Origin of the sequence: Bradyrhizobium sp. SPXBL-02, from assembly GCF_051853065.1 — a bacterium.
In the GTDB taxonomy this organism is placed as follows: Bacteria; Pseudomonadota; Alphaproteobacteria; order Rhizobiales; family Xanthobacteraceae; genus Bradyrhizobium.
Genome location: NZ_CP182474.1, coordinates 6,992,705 through 7,010,291, shown reverse-complemented (window position 1 = coordinate 7,010,291; position 17,587 = coordinate 6,992,705). Strand labels below are relative to the sequence as shown.

The following is a 17,587-nucleotide window of genomic DNA, read 5'->3' as shown; positions in this document are numbered from 1 at the left end:
ATATTCTGGCCAAGAGGCTTTTGGCGAAGAAGGAAGAGCTAGAGCGACGACTGGAGCTTCTCAGGCGAGAAGACAAATCCCGCCATTAAGCTCGCAATCCGCTCGCCGGTTCACGCTGGTGGACTAGCTGCTTAAGGGAACCTTCATTGCCGGCGCGAATCGTTCGGAGAACGTTGCCGCTTTTGCATCCCGTGCCGCGGACAGGGCAGCCGAAATAAACGTGGAACACCCGATAGTTGCCAGTGCCAGGAGGGCCGCACCGAAAATCAGGCTACGCATTGACCCTCCCTCCACAGGCGTTACGATCACAGTATCGGACTGCATTGTTTCAACTTCACTTCGTTGGACGCCTCAAATGGCTTCGTGCACGCGGCCCTGAATGCACCCACGCGCACGCTAAAGCTCCCGATCGATCGCCGGGCGGCCTGATTGTTCATTGATCTATCGCAAGTACCGCACGTGATCCGGTTGCAGCCTGCTTCCAGTGAGGCAACGATGTAGCTTGGATCTTGGATGCGCTGGGGTGGGGGTTCTCCGCCCTAGGCGGGTATCATATGTTCAGTAGGCCGCCCCAACTAATGAATTGCGGAGGCTTGCCTCCAATCCGGGCTGATCTCGGCCCCGCAACTTCCAGATCCGGCGCAGACGAACCGATGTCGGACAAGCGAAATTCGTTCGGCCATTGATCAGCGTCCAAGGGACACACTCAGGCCGCCGGACCTACAGCTGTGCATCCACGAATAACCTCTCAGGCGATCTGGGCGCTCGCCCTTCATCGTCCCGCGGGTTGCCCCTGGCGCGCTCCTGCTGCTCCACAGTCGCGAGAAGGTCGAGCAGGCGGAAAGCAGGTGCCGGCCTTGGATGAACTTCACGCCATTCTGGCTTTCTGCCGGCGCTCGTACACCTTACGCAGCTATCGAGAATACGCGGTTGGCAGGATGCTGCAGTGTTCCCTCGGGGAACAACTCGGCCTGGCTAGGACGCGGTAGTCGTTGTTTAAATTTGTTAACGACTAGGTTCGGGTGCCAACGGCGGCCCCAAAGAAGAACAAGTTGGGGGCGTCCATGAGCACCCGCGGTCGAGCGGTGATTCCTGCTGCTGCAATTCGCGAACGTCTTCAGAGTATCGTTTCTGCACTGGTTGAATTAGAGGAAATCCGAGCTCGAGTTCTCGCGGCTGAACAGAGCAAAAAACGAACAAGGTCTAAGCCGAAGAAGCGCCGCCGCCGAGGCAAGCCCACTGGCAGGAAGCGCTAGCCGCCCCTTGCCCATGGCTTGCGACCGCGCCCGGGCGGCTAGAAGCCATCGTGCCTGCTCTCAGTTCGACTGTCGGTCTTGCGTGACGTCCTTCGCACGACCTGTTGCCAGCTCGTTCCCCCACGGGCTGGAGTATTCCATGGAGTCGGATTCACAAAGTTGAATCCCAAGTGGACGATTTCTTGGGATGAAGCTGTGTTTGCCGACTAGACAGCGGCAGACCTCTCGGTCCCAGCTCCGTTTTTCGATCCGGAAAAACCTCCAAGCTGGGGCCGATGTGGTCTACTCCGGAAGCGAGCCTTTTCCTTCTAGCAGCCCCACACAAGTGCAGCTCGAGCCAACGTCCGGCCCATACAACCCGGCCGATGACGAGGCCTGCTCATTGATCTATCGCAACGGTCTCCTCGGACCGCGAGGGATGGTCGGTTGGGAGCTGGCGGCGGGCATGGATTACATGGTGGAAGCCGCCCGGCATCGGCACGTAGCCGAGGAGTACCGAACCATAGCGTTATGTACGTCAGATGAGGGGCTGCGTGGGATCTACCTTAGACTTGCAGACGATTGCGATCTGCTCGCTGCAGAGAAGATAGGATTGCCAGCAATCGCAAGCTCGTAAACTAGAGGTCGCTCGATTGCGACTTCATGCCGACGTCGGCATTTGACAATCTCGGATTTCTAGGCCCTTATGCTTCGACCAGTGCTCGCGCTCGGGAGATGCCCACACGTCGACTGCTGTTGGAGCTTGAGCGGGACATCAGCCGGCAAGTCGATCGTGAGCAGGCAGGCCCAGTTTTGGGCTATGCGGCGCCTCTGTCTGAGGTCGCGATGATGCACTCAACGCCGGGGCGGGACGCAACCATGGCGCGCCGCCGCCCGCAGCTCACAGGACGCATCCGCACCTAGCCGATTGGGCATAGGCCGACAGGCGCGGGTCGATCCCGGCATGCGCCTCGCAGAAGCGGTCTATGATTTGGGTGACTTTGTCGCTGTAGTCGCGGTGCCAGTGTCCAAGGCCGTGGAGAGCACTTTCCTGACAGGCGATCGATTTAAGCTGAAGGATGCGGTCCATGGTTTGCAGCGCGCAATCGTGCAGCGTTGGCAGGTCGGGATCGCCGGCAAGAGCCAAGCTCGGAAACGTATCCCACCACATATAGCAAACACCGTTGAGTGCTTTTGCTCGCGGCTTGGCTGAGGTGAGACAGGCGACGCTAGCAACGAGGCCCGAATAACTTGGCAAATAGAGCAGCGACAGACGTGACGCAGCGAACACGGTCTTCGACCGGAACATCAGTTGAACAAAGCCATCCGCTATCGCCGCCGGCATTGGTATTGACAAGGTAGGTTAGGCCCTGCGCGATTTGGCTGTCGGCAAATCCCCGCAACGCTGGCTCCGGGTCTTCAAACAGTCGAGTAAGATAAGATACGGCTTCAAGCGCCGGCGGATCCCACCAATCATGCTCGGGATCGAAGTACCACGGTGCTTGCTGAAAGCGAACCTCGCGTCCAAAGGCGTGCTCCAGCCAAGCATCGAAGCTGAGGTGTTGAAGGCGCATCGCAAGTGCCGCGGCTCGAAAAAGCAAGTGGATCGGCCGAACGACGTCGCGGCCGGATAAGCCCTATCGCTATGAAGGGCGCCGGCCGAGGCGTTTCGCCTTGAAACGAACCTAGGCGAGATGCGGGATGAAGCCAAGCCGCAAGACGTTCGGATCGCGACCGCGTGCCGCCTGCAAGGTCATCGCCCGCCTCATCTGCAAAGCGACAGCGAGAACGGATCGTGTTTGCGAACCACAGGAAAAGTGCGGGAGCAATGGACGCTTGCGACCGTTCCCTGTTCGGACGCCGCCCGCTCCCTGATCTTCAGCAAAAATTCCCTGTTCGGTGTTGGCCCGCGACCACCGTGACACGCTTGGATTCGAAGGCGTTTCTGTCGTTTCTTACGTTGCGGCGGCGGCGATTGCGCTGCGGTTTCCCTGTAATATTCCCTGTTACCAGGGAATTGAACGTCGGCGGGCCTTTCCGCGCCCGAACAATGACCCGGTGCTCGTGAGAAGATCGAGTTGAGGTGATCTGCGGAGCCGTTTAGGCACCGAAGTGCCCCATCGGACTGTTGCAAGCAGTGCGCCAGTAGCCGTCGGGACTAGATGGCGCCGCCCCAAATAAAAACCGCCGCGACCGTTTGCTCGGCGCGGCGGTTGATGATTGAGGGCGGTTGGGTTGCTAGCCTGTTGCTCCGGCTGCCTTACCGCACGTACCAATATCCCCACCAGCGCTGCGACACCGGCCGCGCCTGCGCCTTCATGGCCGCGACTTCCTCCACGGGGCGCAGCTGCGGGCCGTAGATTGCCGGCGGGTAGACGTCGTCCCAGAACACAAGTCCGCCTTGGACGGCGGCAGCCCGGTGTGACCGGGCAAGCGCGAGCTCGGCGGCTGAGGTGACGGATGTCGGCAGGGTGAGGCCGAGAGCCGACAGGGCAATGGACGAAACAACGGCGCGGAAGTTCATTGGATTGAATCCCTCATGAAATGCGATGTGCGATAATGCGACGGGTTCCGGATGGTTGCAAGGGTATGGGCTCACCGGCTGACGCCGAATTTCCAGTTGCAGGGGCGCATGGTCTCGCCGGCGCGCGTCGGCTCGACCGCGACGGGCCTGGATGCATCGGCTGCGAGAACGTCTCTTAGGATTGTGGTCGCCATATATAGAGTGTTCGATGATCACCACCGGCCGAGACGAGATCGGGCAGAGGTCGGCCGCTTTGGCACGCGCGCGGCATGCATGCAAAGCAGGCCGAACCTTGAACATTTTTTCGGCGCCCGTGAATCCTCTTGAACCATGATGTCGACACACTGCTCACTCTTCATAGGAGGCGCACGATCCAGGACGCTCCCATGACTTCTACGTTTGTCTCCGCTTTCATTTTCGGCGCTGGCCTCATTTTCGGATACGCGCTGCGCGCGTGGCGCGTCGAACGAAGAGCTGTGAACTCATCCAGCGGCGCCTCGCGCCGGGCGTCGCGGCCCGCTCCGACCTCTACGTTCGGCCATGCCCGGCGAGCCTTCTAGGCATCGTCCCATGCCACGGCTGCATCCAGCGTCACACCGAACCGATGGGACATGAAGACATGAGTGAGCCCAAGAACGATGCGCCGCGACGCTATATCGTTGACGGCGCCGGACAGCGCGTGCTCGTTGGTCTCACGATATCGGAAACGATCGAGTTCGAGGCGCTGGACAAGCCGGACACCCGTCCTGCCGCCGAGCTGCTCGGCGAGGCGGCGCGCGTCCGCGAGGCCAGGCATGGCGAACGTTGGGTGGAGCTTTACGTCAAGCACGAACGCGCTTGGAATGACTGGATGGCCCAGACGCGTGTGCGGCCGGCGCAGTCGCCGCTGCTCAACTAGAAACCGCGGAGCGACCATTCCATCCTTGAGATCGTCTCGCGCGTGGGGGGCAGGAGGCTGAAACTCATCACACCGCGAGCATGCGGCTTCCCTGGATGCTCATCAGGGTGAGGTTGCCGGTCGCATAGGCGCCGGTGTCGATATTGGCGCGGTTGGCCAGCAATTCGGCGCTGCGGACCGGCGTATGACCGTGGACGATATATTTCCCGAACTGCTCCTCGCTGCGCAGGAATTCCTCGCGAATCCAGAGCAGATCGCGCTCGGTCTGCTCGGCCAACGGGACGCCCGGACGTACGCCGGCGTGGACGAAAAAGAAGTCTCCGCAACTGAAGCTCAACCGCAGATTGTCCAGAAATTCCAGATGCTCGGTCGGCATCGCGCGAATCAAGTCACGCAGGATCGATGCCGGCTCGTCGCGCTTGAGATCGGGCGGAGCAAGCCCGTAGGACATCAATGTCTGGGTGCCGCCGAAGGCAATCCAGTCCTCGAACAGTGAAGGGTCTTCGAACACCCTCACCAGAAAGGCCTCGTGGTTGCCCTTGAGGAAGACCGCATTTCCCCGGCGGCTCCGCTCGACCAGGATGTCGAGGGTGGAACGCGTATCCGGGCCGCGATCGATGTAATCGCCCATGAAGACTTCGATAGCATAGCGCGGCCGGCTGCGCGCAACGTCGGCGTCGATCACCCGCAGCATGGGCTCGAGCAAATGCGCGCAGCCGTGAATATCCGAGATCGCATAGATGCGGACGCCGTCAGGCAATTGCGGTTTGGGAAGCGACGGCTGGGATCGCGCGAAAGATTTCATGGCGCTCATCGATCGGGTGGTCGGAAAAACATCCCCAAGTCGCCGGCACCGGAGAGCGTCCATCCAACGCGAACAAGGCGAGTTCCATGGGGGCGCAACCTGTTGTCAGTCCCGATCACGCCAAAAGAAGGGCACGGCATTTTTTGCCGAGTTGTTTTTGATGGTGACAGGAACGAGAGAGGTCCGTAGGAATTGCATCGCTGCCTCGAAGCGTGCGGCAAGTCTGCATGACTCGTGGCAGATTCTCGCATACACCCGCAGATAGAAATCCCTGGAAATTCTCGCAAGTGATCCGATGCTGCGTTCGGCGGCAGCAAAGCAGCGCCTCAAAGTTGAGCGAAGAGCGGTTCGTGCAACGATTGCGTCGCGTCCGATGCGGAACTTGATTCAAAATAGGGCACTCCGTTCGCTCATATGTCAGCACTGTGACGACATTTTCAGCGCGTCGAATTTCGCGACGCATCTCAATGCGACGCATTGTTCGTGCGCCGCAAAAGTTTCGCGTGCAGCGCCACAATGTCGCTGCGATCGAACAACACTTTCGGTGCGGGGGATTGACGAGTCTTCAGCATCACGATGAGCGTCAGGCACTCTCTCGATACGCAGAGGTTCGAATGGCTGTTGCAACTTATGGTTCTGAAAGCGCGCATGCGCTGTCATCTGCGCGCGGCAGTGCGCTTCAGAGGCCCTTTCAGATCGTCGTCATCGCTGCTGACTTTCTGTTGATTCTGCTGAGTTACGTGGCGGGGGCTTCGCTGTATGGTGTGGCGGTCGCATCGCCGACCGACGGTGCATCGGTGGGAGCCGGATTGTTCGTCGGCGTGGTGTTCGTCGGAATCGCCTATTTCCGGGACGTCTATTCCACGCACCGCCTGCTCAATCTGCTTTGGCAGCTTCGAATGGCGGCGTTTATCTGGCTGACGTCGCTCACGATCCTTGCCGTTGCGGCCTTCCTGCTGAAATCGACCGACAATCTGTCGCGCGGCACGGTCATCGTCTTCGCCGTGATCGGCGGACTTGGCTTGATCAGCCTGCGCTTCGTCTGGCAGGCCGTGTTCGGCACGAGCTTTGCGAGAAGCCGCCTGGTCGATCGCAAGGTGATCCTGCTCAGCCTGAAGCCGCTCGACTTCACCTCGAGCCGCTTCAAGGATCTGCGCAGGAACGGCTTCGACGTCATGCGCCATTTCGTGCTCGGAGATGACCGGGATGATGGCCAATGGGAGCGGCAGATTCGCGACGTCATCCGTCAGTCGCGCGCGGCCGATGTCGACGAATATCTGCTCGCGATCGACTGGAACGAATTGCCGATGCTGCGCAAGCTCGGGCCATATTTGCGCGCCGTCCCGCAGCCCATTCGCCTGCTGCCGGACGATTCGGTTGCCGACCTGGTGACCCGTCCCTTTTTGCCGGTCAGCGGCACCGTCGCGGTCGAGATCCAGCGGCCGCCGCTCACCATTCTCGAACGGCTGCAAAAGCGCTGTCTCGATGTCGGCGTCGCTCTGTTCGCGCTCGTGCTGCTGACGCCGCTGCTGCTGACCGTGGCCGTGCTGATCAAGCTGGATTCGCCGGGAACCGTCATATTCCGGCAGTCGCGCCGCGGCTTCAACGGCAAGCCATTCGAGATCTGGAAGTTCCGCACCATGACGGTCTCCGAGAATGGCGAGACGGTAACCCAGGCGACCAAGAAGGATGCTCGCGTCACCAAGATCGGCCGCTTCCTGCGCATGACCAGCATTGACGAGCTGCCGCAGCTCTGGAACGTGCTGCGGGGGGACATGTCGCTGGTGGGACCGCGCCCGCACGCGCTCGCCCATGACAATTACTACGACGAGCTGATCAGCAAGTATGTCTACCGCCATCACATGAAGCCGGGCCTGACCGGCTGGGCTCAGGTGAACGGATTCAGGGGCGAAACGCCCACGATCGATCTGATGGAAAAGCGGGTCGAGTACGACGTCTGGTACGTCAGCAACTGGAGCATCTGGCTCGACCTGAAGATCATGGCCCGCACAGCGTCCGCAGTGATGTTCCAGGAAGCCTATTAGGCGCTCAATCTCTCAATCGCCTGCCTCCGGCCCCCGGGGGCCTCAGGTTTTATTCTGCGGGGGCTTGCCGAGGAGCCGCATGATCGCATCGCGCAGGGCGAGCAGCGGCGGCACGAGCACGAAGAAGGCGCCCATCGCGACGGAGACGATGACGTGGCGGATCGAGAAAGGCTCGTCCTGCTCGATCTGGCGCCGGCTCGGGTCGATGGGCGCGGGTGAGAGCGTCGTCGCCATGGGTTGGCGGAGCGGCTTGCGTGGAGGGACCACGATCAACACGAATAGAATGTTGAGCAGAACCCAAATAGTCAAAATCGTCAGGACGATCAGCATCCGAGCCTACCGGAAAAGAACTGCGAGTATGAGCCGAGATTAGCCTCGGGGAACCGAGAAAGAAAGATGCCTAAAGTTTCGGCATTTTCAGGCATCAAGCTCGGATTGTCTCGTCTTATCGACGGATGATTGTCCCTCGGCGCATTGTTCCGGCGACCACCGTACCCGTCAATCCTTGCTTTTGGCTAGAGCAATAACTGCAAGTTGTGGATTCCGGACGAATACGGACTCGCGCGCAGGTCCGGCGCGCTTGCCGCATCTCCGGTCCGTGCGCGAGGGCGCACGCGATGCCATTCAAGCGACCGCCAAGCACGAATAAGGCCCGCTGCCAGATGGCTGCGGGCCTCAAGATCGCTCAGTTCGGCTGGACCTCGCTCTAGGCGTGCTCGACGTAATAACTGTTGTGGTGCTTGCCCTTGTAGGCCTCGATGCGCTTGAGCATCTTCGGATTGGCGCGGTTGAGCACGGCGCCGAGCAGCTTCTTCTGCAGGACCTCCGACCCGGAAACCGACTCCTGTAGCGCGCTTCGCGTCGTCTGCCCCCATTCGATGACGTAGACCATGGCGTCGATCAGGAGGCTGACGGCCTTGGAGTCCGCCACCGGCATCACCGGGGCGAGATCGATCACGATGTACTCGTAGTGCTCCCTCAGCACCTTGAGCAGCTCGGCCATCGCCTTCGAGCCGATGACGTCGGCGGAATTCACCATGCGGGACGCCACGACGGAGGGGAGGAAATCCAGTCCCGTCTCCTTGCTCCGCTGCACGTGGTAGCCGAGGCTCGCGGGGTCGTTGAGTGCCTCCACGAGCCCGCTCTTGGCGTTGGGCGCGAGCTCCCGCGTCAGCGAGCGCGTGTGCAGGTCGCCGTCGATCAGAACCGTGCGATGGCCCGTGAGCGCGATCAATTGCGCGAAATTCGCGGCGACGGTCGTCTTTCCTTCCTTGGGAAGGGAAGAGACGATGCCGATCACCTTGATCTCGCGGGTCAGGCGCGCGACATCGATCGACACCTTGATATTGCGCAGTGTCTCGGCGAACCGCGAGAACGGATGGTCGACGACGTAGCGAGACACATCGGATGCGCCGGTCTTGGTGGCCGGACCGATATCGGGCAGGACGCCGAGGCACTTCACGCCGAGCTCGTCCTCGACCTCGCCGGGGGTTCGCAGCACGTCGCTCAGCAGCTCGCGTGCAAAGGCGACGCCGAAGCCGAGACAGAGGCCGCCGACGAGGCCCCCCACCAGCGCCAGGACCGTGCGCGGCGAGCTCTTGCGATCGGGCTTGGTGGCGGTGCTGATGAGGCGCGATTCGCTCAGCGGGAAGCTCTGATTCTGCGTCGCGCTCTGCAGCTTCTCGAGGAAATTGTTGTAGAGATTGCGATAAGTGTCGGCGGCGCTTTCGAGATCGCGCAGCTTGACTGCGGCCTGGCCGGTATCGCCGGCCTGGGCGACGAGCTCCTTCACGTTCTTCTCGAGCGAGGCCTCGCGGCTCTTTGCGATCTCATAGTCGCTGCGATAGGCGTCGCCGATCCGATGCAGCTCATCGGCGATGTTCTTGCGCAGCTCCTCCATCTTGTTGGCCAGGTTCACCGCCGCAAGATGGCCCTTGCCGTAGCGCCTGGACCAGTCGGCATATTGGGCCTGGAGGTCGAGATATTGGGCGCGCAGGCGGGTAATGACCGAATTGTTGAGAGCATCGGTCACCGTCGATTGTGCGACGTCCTGGTCCGAAATCGCGGTGATCCGGTCGAGCCGGGCCTTGGCTTCGGCCGTCGACGCCCGCGCTTGAACCAGCTGGGTGTTGAGGTCCGACAATTGTTGTTCGGACATCAGGCCGCGGCTGGTTCCGACGATGTTGTGCTCGGCCTTGAAGGTCTGCACGGCGCGATCGCTGGCCGACGCCTGCTCGCTCAGCTCGATGCTGCGCTGCTGAAGCCACTCGGTGGCCCGCTTGGTGGATTGATATTTGGCCTCGAGAGCGCCGACCAGGTAGGCATTGGCGATGGCGTTGGCGATCTTGGCGGCCTTGTCCGGGCTCCGCGCGCGATAGTTCAGCGACAGAACATAGGTCGTCAGCACGCGCTCCGTCCGCAGGTTCTTCTGAACCTGCTCGACCACGGCATGTTCGATTCGCTCCTGTGACGCCGGCTCGCCGGAGCCGAACAGCGAGGTGATCTTGCCCATGATCAGGGAGAGAAGGCCCGGATTGGAGCCGTTGAACTCCGGATCCTCCGTCAGCTTCAGGCGACGGACGACGGACAGGATCAGATCGTCCGAGTTGATGACTTCGACCTGGCTGTCGACATAACCGGTGTCGATCAGGGCGCTGCTGGCGTTGCTGTCCTTGTCCAGCACCTGCGCCTGGCGCGTGTCCATCATGATGCGGGCGTTCGCCGTATACATGGGTTGCGCCGTGACCAGATACAGCATTACCAGGGCCAGCGAAGCTCCGACACACGCCGCGATGATCGGCCACTGGCGGCGGAGCACATCGGCCACACGCTCGAAGCTGAGGACTGCCCCGCCGAATTCGATGCCGAATCGGTGTCCCGACTGGAAATGTTCTCTAGGCTGGTACATGTGCTAATTCGCTGCCTTTGGTGATCATCGATCAATTCGGAAGGGGGACGGGCTTGAATGGATTGGCCAGCTTGGTCTTCCACTCGCCGTCGAGCAGGCCGCCGCCTCGGGGCGGTTGGGCCGGGCCTTTGATCTGCGATTGCGCCTGGACGCCGGAATTGTCTTCGCCCGCGGCGGCATAACCAGACTGCACGTTGAGATCGCCGATCCGCTGCGCGAAATCCCTGATCTTGCGCGCGGCATCCGGCTTAGTCGTCGTGCACCGCCCTTCGGCGATCCGCAACGCGGCGCCGATGGCCGAACGATCGCTCGAAGCCGATGCCGAAATAAGCGTCTGCACCGACGGCAGCAATGACGGATTGGTGGCAATCAGCGTCGCGAGCCGGTACCGCAACTTTTCCTTGTCATTGCGCAGTCGCTCCAGAAGCGAGGAGGGCGACTTCACGAAGGTGTCGAGTTCCAGTTGCGAGGCGCGGTCCGAAAATTCGACGCACTGAGCGCGGCAAGCATCGGCGCTCGAGACGATCAGCGCAGAACCTATCAAGACAGTCGGTAGCCATCGCGGTTGTGAATGACGACGTGTTAGTCCGCGGCCCATCCGTGTTCCTTGCTTCTGTTGCAATTGGAGAACAGGCGAAACTTGGCAGGTAACTGTGTCATCTTTTTGTGCGGCGCAAAAGCTGGAGCGCGAACGTCCATGCGCACAACGTTGCTCGAATTTGCGCCGGTTGCAAAAGCACGATTTACAATGCCTGCGAGATTGGCATATCGCGCTCACGAATGTTGCAACTTGAAAACATATCAGGCACTCGCAGGCCGCCACGTCGCAAAACCGACACAAGTCGCAGCGCACGACTATTGTTCCCTCGCATAAAAAATTTTTCGTCGCCGCATCCATGCGCAGACGGATCAATCTCATACGCGCCGCTCTTCATCGCATCAGCGCCGAATTTCGCGCACACTTTCCACGCAAATACTCGCAATCATCACGGCTGATGAAATTTGCGCCCGAAGCACGCGGCGTCTCAAACAAAAAGTGGCGTGAAGTTGGCGCTCGCATGTCCGAATGATCTGCGAGCATTGAAAGTATCGTCGGTCGTCATGCATCGCGTGCGAGTCGTGGGATCGCGGCGATTGAACATGCGCGAGACCTGATACACACTGCTGCGGTGCAATAGCTATGGAATGTTGATGTGACGGAGTTGGTTCATCGTGAGAAGGCACATGTCCTGCCGCTCGACAGCATTCGGGGGATCGCCGCGACTTCGGTGGTGATTCACCACCTTCTGCTGATGCCGACATTCCTCGCGGCGTTTCCGCACAATGCGTGGATCAATTGCTCGTTCTTCCGAAGCGCTTGGCTGCTGGTCGACTTGTTCTTCGTTCTCAGCGGGATCGTCATGTCGCTCAGCTACGTCGAGAGCGACTTCGGGCGCTTCTCGCTGCGCGAATTCATGGTGCGGCGCCTGGCGCGGGTCTATCCGCTGCATATCGTCATGCTGGTCGCCAATCTGTTGTTTCGCCTCCTGCGCATCAGCCTGGTCATGGCAGGCGTCGTCGTGGCCGCGCCGGCGGCGTTCGAGGTGAACAACGCCTATTCGTTCGTTCTCAACGTCTTTCTGCTGCACTCGATGGGCTTCATCGACTATCTCAGCTGGAATGCGCCGAGCTGGAGCATCAGCGTCGAGTTCTACACATATCTGGTGTTTGGCCTGATCGTCCTGTTTGCCCAGCGCATGCGCTCCCTGCTGTGGTTCTACGTTCTCTGCGGCCTGGTCGCGGTGGCTAGCCTCGTCGTCATCATCTTCGTGCTCGACAAGAGAAGCCTCGGGCTTCAGACCGATTTCGGCATCCTGCGCTGCTTCGTGAGCTTCTTTCTGGGCGTGTTGACGGTGCGGATCGTCGATCGCCTGCCGGCCAAGCCGGGCCCGGCCGTCCAGGGCCTGGTGCAGCTCGCCGCCATGATCGCCAGCGTTGTCCTGGTGAGCTTGGCGGAGACCAATCCCGCCGCGACCTTCCTCGCGCCGGTGACGTTCGCGATCTTCCTCGGCAGCCTGCTCGCCTTTCCCGATGCGATTCTCGTTCCGCGGATGCTGGTGGCGGGGCCGCTGGTCTGGCTCGGACGTCGCTCCTACTCGATCTACATGGTGCACGCGCTCGTGGTGCTGCTGTCCGAGTATTTCGTGCGGGCGCTCGGGGCTGGGCGGATCGCCGCTCTCGATTCGGTCTGGGTGGGCCTGCCGGCCACGCTGAATCTCGTTGTCTCGCTTGCCGCCGTGCTCGTGGTTTCGCACTTCACCTATCGCTACGTCGAGATTCCCGGCGGCAGGTGGATGCGGAACGCTCTGGGCAGCCGGACCGATTTCTCCGCCTCTCCGGCGCCATCGGCGCGGCCGACCAACTGAGCCGGACATGACCCTCCTCGCGCTGAACCGGCCGAAAATGACGCTGATCAGCCTCAACATCGAGGCGATCGCGCTCGGCGTCTATCTGATCCGCGACGCCTTCGGCGGCGTCATCCGCTACTACACCAGCATCTACCACTTGAATCCGCTGTGGTATCTGCCCGACGCCGTTGCGCTTCTGTGTCTGGCCCAGTTCTTCATCCATTGCATCCTGCGTAATCGTAGCACCCTGGCCCTGCTGGTGCTCGTGCAGATCATGCTGTCGCTCGTGCTCGGCTATTTCATGCTGGGGACGACGAACGCAGCGATCTCGTCCTTCAAGATGATGTTGCCGGTCTTCGTCGGATTTTGTTTCTGCGATTCGAGCCTCGGCTCATACCGCAAGCTGCTTTCGGTGATCGCCGTGACGTTCTACCTGTCCGTGATCGGCGTCTTCCTGACGAAATTCTACCTGATGCCTTGGGTCGGCTACAAATACGAATCCTTCGGCGCCGTCCGCGAAGCCGGCCGGCTGTGGTGGGCCTATGGCGGCGACGACCAGCGCCTGATGGGCTTTGCGGCCGACAATACCATGGCCGCCTTCTTTATCCTGGTGTCGTTCGCGATCACCTCCATTCGCAAGAGCACGACGTGGTGCCTCCTGTTCGGCTCCATCGCGATCTATGCCATCAAGCTGACCACGAGCAAGACGACCATGATCGTCCTGGTGCTCTATTTGCTCTTGCTGGTGTTCGTGCGGATGCTGCCGGAAAAGTCACGCTTCCCCGCCATCCGGTCCATCGCGCAATGGTCTTTCGCCTCGATCTTCGTGCCGTTCTTCATGATCGTGGTCGCGTCCGGCACCGCCGCCGTGCCGCATTCGACCTTGTTCAGCATCCTCGATCGCATCAACAACAGTTGGCAGAAGCCGTTCATCTACCTGAGCCAGCTCATGCCGGTCGGCCTGGTGACCGGCTGCGGCGCGGGCTGCTTCAACTATCCGCAGCAGCTGTTCTCGCCGCTCGCGCCGTTTTGGGTGCCGGTCGACAATTTCTACATCGGGACGTACCTGATGTTCGGTCTTCCCTTCGTCGCATTCATGGTGATGGTGTTCCGGGCAACATTCGGTGCGACTGACGTGTACAAGCTGACGCTGCTCTTCATCGTCAACCTGTTCACGATCACGGTCTTGAACTACGGCCCGGCCTCCGGCCTTCTGATCATCGCGCTGAGCTTCAGCGAAGTGTTCTCGCGGCGTGCGACCTCTGCACGTGGGGCCGACGCCGTGCCAATCGTCATGCGGCCACCGGTGGTGCCGCCACTGGATGGCTTCCGCCCGGATCTACCGGCGGCGAGCGGAAGCAGGTGAGAACGAACGATGCATAGACGGCTCGCATTCATCGACACGCTGCGCGGTATTGCCGTGTTGTCGGTCCTGGTCCAGCACGTATTCGAGGTGATCGTCGAGAAGCACCCGACGGGCGCCTATTACTGGCCCATCCACGACGTGTTCGGCTATTACATGAACTTCGGCCGGTTCGGCGTCGTCTTGTTCTTCTTCGTCAGCGGCTTCGTCATTCCGTTCAGCTTCCCGGACAGCGCCACGCCCGTGCGGGATTTTACCATCAGCCGCTTCTTCCGGCTCTATCCGGCCTACTGGACATCGCTCGTCGTCGGGCTCGTGACGATGCAGCTCTTCGACTCGAAAGTCTATCCGCTGGGGCAGATTGCCGCCAACGTGACGATGTTGCAGACGTTCGTGAACGTCCCGAACCTCTGGGTGTTCTACTGGACGCTGGCGATCGAGCTCTTGTTCTACGTCGGATGCACGATCCTCTTTGCGATGGGGCTGCTGAACCAGCGCTTCACGGCGGTGACGATCGTCATCGCAGCCGCGCTGGTCGGAACCACCGCTGCGCTCCTGGTCGAGAACAGGGCCGTCTCGTCGGTGATGGAGGTCGGGTTGAACCTGTCGGCGATGTTCCTCGGCAAGATCATCCGTGACACCGTCATTGGTGGCAAGCTGCGATGGACCCATGTGGCCGTCTGCACGCTGCTGTATGCGGTCTTCGCCGCCACCCTGTCCGACCGGCGTTTCGGAGGCGTGTACCACGAGAATTTCTTCTACAGCTATTCGATCGGATCGGCCTATGTCTGCGCGGCGCTGGTCTTCATCGCCTTTGCCGTGTTCGGCGAGCGAATGGCGTGGCGTCCGATGGCGTTCGTCGGCGTCATCAGCTATTCGGTCTACCTGATGTCGCCGTTCGTGATCGTCGCCGTCCATCGCCTCGTTTGGTTCGGCGACGGGCCGCTCGGATGGTCGATCTTCATGGGCGTGATCCTGGCGTTGTCGATCCTGGTCAGCTGGATGACCTACGCCTTCGTCGAAAAGCCCTGCATTTCCTTCGGGCAGAGGTTCCGCTCGGCGCGGCGGAAGCCGGTCGTTCTCGAGCCCGCCCTCAGCACCCAGGGTGCCGCGGAGTGATCAAGACACCGCACCAGCCGGGCGCCGCCTATGACGGGTCGTTCGTTCCGTCGGTCCAGGGCCTGCGCGGCATCGCCGCGCTGAGTGTGCTGATGGACCATTTCTACGACATGCCGAAGGGCGGCATGTACGACATCCCCGATCCCGGCTTCCTGCCGCCGCTCTGGGCTTGGCTGCAATCGGTGATCAATGTCGGCGGGCACGGCGTCGAGCTGTTCTTCATGATCAGCGGCTTCCTGATCCCGGCGAGCCTGGTGCGGCACGGGTCGTTGTCGCGGTTCTTCTTCGATCGCGTCCTGCGCATCATGCCGGTGTTCGTCGTGCTGCATCTTGCGCTGTTCGCGATCGGTCCGATCGTGGCCTACAAGTTCTTCCGCGGCATCGACCTGAGCAACTATCTCGCGATCTTCGCGGCCAATCTCTTCTTCGTGCAGGACGCGCTCGGCCTGCCGATCGCCCAGCAGAACGCCTGGACATTGACCTATGAGTGGGCGTTCTACATCTGGTTTGCGCTGACGTTCTCGGTCTGGCGCACCGGCGGCAGATTGCTGGCGGCGCCTCTGCTGCTGCTTGGCATCGCCTGCCTGATGCATTGGCCGATCACCGCCTTCTTCTGCATCGGCATGCTGTTCAGCGCCACTGGATTTCGCATCTCGATTCCGGGGCGGGCCGGCTTGGTCGCCGGCCTTGCTTGCGGAGCTGCGCTATATGCGAGCCTGGTGTTGTTTCACCCCTTCGTCGGGCTCATTCCCGGATTTCTGCTGTTCGGCATGGTGCTTGCTCCGGACTCCGGCCTCGGCAAAGCTCTGAGCGCACCGGCGCTGCAATATGTCGGCAAGATCAGCTACAGCCTCTATCTCGTGCACCCCTTCGTGCTCTTCCCCCTGCAGGTGATCGGCCTGAAGCTGGTCGCCGTCGGCGTCGACCGCTGGCTGCTGTGGGCCGGCTTCATCGGGCTTGGGCTGGTGATGTCGCTGGTGGCAAGCGCGATCAGTTATGAACTGATCGAGGTCAGGCTGAGGCGATTGCTGGATGGCGCGATCCGCGGCATGTTCTTCCGGCCGCAGATCGAGCAATCGGTTTGAGGGCGCCGATCGCGCTCAGCTCACGGTGCGACCGGCGAGCCGGTGATACGATCCAAGGAGCTGCTCGGCGATGCGATCCCAATTGAGAAGGCCGGCCGCGGTCTGCCGTGCGCCTTCGGTTAACGTCGCGGCCAGCGGCTTGGAGGTCAGCACGCGTTCGAGTGCGTCGGCCAAAGCCGTGGCATCGCCGGGCGGAACCAGCAGCCCGTTGACGCCATCCGTCACGACGTCGGGAATGCCGCCGGTGGCGCTGGCAACGACTGGCCGGGAATTGCCATAGGCCGATGCAAGCACGCCGCTCTGCGATGCGTCCTTATAGGGCAGGGCAACCACGGTGGCGGATTGAAACAGTCGGCCGGTATCCGCGGGCGAGATATAGGCGTTGATGGTCTTGACCGTCGGCATCGCCTCCATTCGCGCGCCGAGCCGTGTCATCTCAGGGCCGCGGCCGGCGACGATCGCTTCATGAGCCACACCGCGCTTGGCCAACATGTCGATCGCATCGATGAAGACGTCGAGACCTTTGTAGGCCCACATCCGCCCAAAAAACAGGATGCGTGCAGCCTCAGGCGCGGTGACCGCACCTCCGGCTGGCGGAACCATGAGCACGCCGTGCATGCTGGAGACGGTTTCGCCCTTGAAGTCGGGCGAGGCGCGGCGAAAATCGGCGATGCAGCTCTCGCCATGCGTGGTGACGACCGATGCTGCCGCGCGCATGCGACCCCGCCATGCATCTTCGCGCGGCGACGTACCGGAGCCGCCTTCCGAATGCGGGATCGCATCGTGAACGGTCAACACCAAGGGAATGCCGAGCGGACGGAGAAACTGGATCAGCTTGGACGTGTAGATCTCCGGAACTTCGTGACAATGAATCACGTCGGGGCGAAACGAAATTATGTCCAGGAACGAGGCCGGGATGCCGATCGCGCCGCCGCGCCGAAGGCTCAAGTCACGAATTCTCGTCTCGAACGGAGCCGTCATGGCGATATCGGCCAGTTCCCATTGCTGATTGGCGTCTTTGCGGTTGAGCACCAGCCGGACGTCGCAATGGCGGGCCAATCCCGACGCGAGACGGTAGGAATATTCCGCAAAATGCGGTGCGTAGATGGCCACACGCAAGCGCCTGGAGCTGCGGAGAGAACGCTGGGCGGGCGGGTTCATCAAGGCATCCATTTTGCATCACTCGCAAAGTTGATCGGAGTGTAGTCCACGATTTGA

General features: G+C 61.2%; 13 protein-coding genes. 6 read left to right on the top strand and 7 right to left on the bottom strand.

Features of this window, described 5'->3' with window-relative positions:
- Positions 1-2,136: 2,136 nt before the first annotated feature.
- Both ACNJYD_RS32525 and ACNJYD_RS32520 read right to left on the bottom strand, forming a co-directional pair.
- Positions 2,137-2,580: a hypothetical protein gene (locus ACNJYD_RS32525; protein WP_439364418.1), complete on the bottom strand. Its 444-nt coding sequence runs from the start codon at positions 2,578-2,580 to the stop codon at positions 2,137-2,139.
- A 915-nt stretch (positions 2,581-3,495) separates the two neighbouring features.
- Positions 3,496-3,759 (bottom strand): hypothetical protein, encoded by a 264-nt coding sequence (locus ACNJYD_RS32520; RefSeq protein WP_439364417.1) that lies wholly within the window; start codon positions 3,757-3,759, stop codon positions 3,496-3,498.
- A gap of 619 nt (positions 3,760-4,378) precedes the next feature.
- Between ACNJYD_RS32520 and ACNJYD_RS32515 the strand changes: the two genes are divergently transcribed.
- A complete protein-coding gene (locus tag ACNJYD_RS32515; RefSeq protein WP_439364416.1) occupies positions 4,379-4,657 on the top strand; it encodes a hypothetical protein in 279 nt (92 codons plus the stop codon).
- 67 nt (positions 4,658-4,724) lie between these two features.
- Here the strand turns inward: ACNJYD_RS32515 and ACNJYD_RS32510 are convergent, their stop codons facing one another.
- Positions 4,725-5,462: a metallophosphoesterase gene (locus tag ACNJYD_RS32510; protein ID WP_439364415.1), complete on the bottom strand. Its 738-nt coding sequence runs from the start codon at positions 5,460-5,462 to the stop codon at positions 4,725-4,727.
- A gap of 614 nt (positions 5,463-6,076) precedes the next feature.
- Between ACNJYD_RS32510 and ACNJYD_RS32505 the strand changes: the two genes are divergently transcribed.
- A complete protein-coding gene (locus tag ACNJYD_RS32505; protein WP_439364414.1) occupies positions 6,077-7,507 on the top strand; it encodes an undecaprenyl-phosphate glucose phosphotransferase in 1,431 nt (476 codons plus the stop codon).
- Between the two features lie 42 nt (positions 7,508-7,549).
- On the opposite strand, the gene ACNJYD_RS32500 is transcribed toward ACNJYD_RS32505, so the two are convergent.
- The 3 genes from ACNJYD_RS32500 to ACNJYD_RS32490 form a co-directional block, all read right to left on the bottom strand.
- Positions 7,550-7,837 carry a hypothetical protein gene (locus tag ACNJYD_RS32500; RefSeq protein WP_172785799.1) on the bottom strand — a complete coding sequence of 96 codons (288 nt, stop codon included), beginning with the start codon at positions 7,835-7,837 and terminating at the stop codon, positions 7,550-7,552.
- Positions 7,838-8,213: 376 nt separating this feature from the next.
- Entirely contained in the window at positions 8,214-10,415 is a 2,202-nt protein-coding gene (locus ACNJYD_RS32495; protein ID WP_172785800.1) for a Wzz/FepE/Etk N-terminal domain-containing protein, read from the bottom strand.
- A 31-nt stretch (positions 10,416-10,446) separates the two neighbouring features.
- Positions 10,447-11,013, bottom strand: a complete 567-nt coding sequence (locus ACNJYD_RS32490; RefSeq protein WP_439364413.1) for a hypothetical protein — start codon at positions 11,011-11,013, stop codon at positions 10,447-10,449.
- Positions 11,014-11,608: 595 nt separating this feature from the next.
- Between ACNJYD_RS32490 and ACNJYD_RS32485 the strand changes: the two genes are divergently transcribed.
- From ACNJYD_RS32485 to ACNJYD_RS32470, 4 genes are read left to right on the top strand one after another with little or no spacing between them, the layout of a single operon-like run.
- Positions 11,609-12,820 carry an acyltransferase family protein gene (locus tag ACNJYD_RS32485; RefSeq protein WP_439364412.1) on the top strand — a complete coding sequence of 404 codons (1,212 nt, stop codon included), beginning with the start codon at positions 11,609-11,611 and terminating at the stop codon, positions 12,818-12,820.
- Positions 12,821-12,827: 7 nt separating this feature from the next.
- Entirely contained in the window at positions 12,828-14,168 is a 1,341-nt protein-coding gene (locus ACNJYD_RS32480) for a hypothetical protein (protein ID WP_439364411.1), read from the top strand.
- 9 nt (positions 14,169-14,177) lie between these two features.
- Positions 14,178-15,284 carry an acyltransferase family protein gene (locus ACNJYD_RS32475; RefSeq protein WP_439364410.1) on the top strand — a complete coding sequence of 369 codons (1,107 nt, stop codon included), beginning with the start codon at positions 14,178-14,180 and terminating at the stop codon, positions 15,282-15,284.
- Positions 15,281-16,369: an acyltransferase family protein gene (locus ACNJYD_RS32470; protein WP_172785803.1), complete on the top strand. Its 1,089-nt coding sequence runs from the start codon at positions 15,281-15,283 to the stop codon at positions 16,367-16,369. Before ACNJYD_RS32475 ends, ACNJYD_RS32470 begins: the two co-directional genes overlap by 4 nt.
- Positions 16,370-16,384: 15 nt before the next feature.
- Here ACNJYD_RS32470 and ACNJYD_RS32465 read toward each other — a convergent pair whose 3' ends face one another.
- Complete coding sequence (locus ACNJYD_RS32465; RefSeq protein ID WP_439364409.1) at positions 16,385-17,482, bottom strand: glycosyltransferase family 4 protein; 1,098 nt, start codon at positions 17,480-17,482, stop codon at positions 16,385-16,387.
- Positions 17,483-17,587: the final 105 nt, after the last annotated feature.